Origin of the sequence: Brevibacillus sp. MCWH, assembly GCF_013096935.1 — a bacterium.
Classification (GTDB): domain Bacteria; phylum Bacillota; class Bacilli; order Brevibacillales; family Brevibacillaceae; genus Brevibacillus; species Brevibacillus aydinogluensis.
Genome location: NZ_SDLF01000133.1, coordinates 1 through 472, shown reverse-complemented (window position 1 = coordinate 472; position 472 = coordinate 1). Strand labels below are relative to the sequence as shown.

The 472-nt window shown below is 26.3% G+C and carries 1 protein-coding gene; it reads left to right on the top strand.

Annotated features, from left to right (window positions below; translation table 11 throughout):
- Window positions 1-132: 132 nt before the first annotated feature.
- The coding region (locus ETC00_RS19730) for a hypothetical protein (protein WP_171567739.1) at window positions 133-472 on the top strand (340 nt) is incomplete at its 3' end.

Here is a 472-nt window from a genome sequence, read left to right as displayed (position 1 = left end):
CATGTTTACTTTTAATGAGTGTTGTGACAAAATGGTTAAGGAAACTTATATGAAAGAAATGGGTGATATTGTTAAAAAATAATTTTTTATAAAACATAAAAAATAGGAGAAAAAAATTAGGAGGGAATAAAAATGAAAAATAAACTTTCAGAACTGTTAGATCTATTATATCAATACACACCTAAAGACATTGAGTTTTACAACATTCGCGAAGAAATCGAACATATTTTGACTGATGTTAAATATGATGAGAGAGTAGTTGCGTTTAAAAGTAGAATTCATCCAGAATATGATAAAAGAAACAAAAAACTAGAAAATTTAAACTCTGTTTTCTGGATTGATACAGTAGAAGAATTAGAATTGTTTTTTGATTATGAAAAGACTTTTCTTGAAGAACATGATGTTTTTGAAGTATATAGTAGAAGACAATTAGAATATAATCCTATTTGTAAACAGTTAGTGGTTGGTGGCT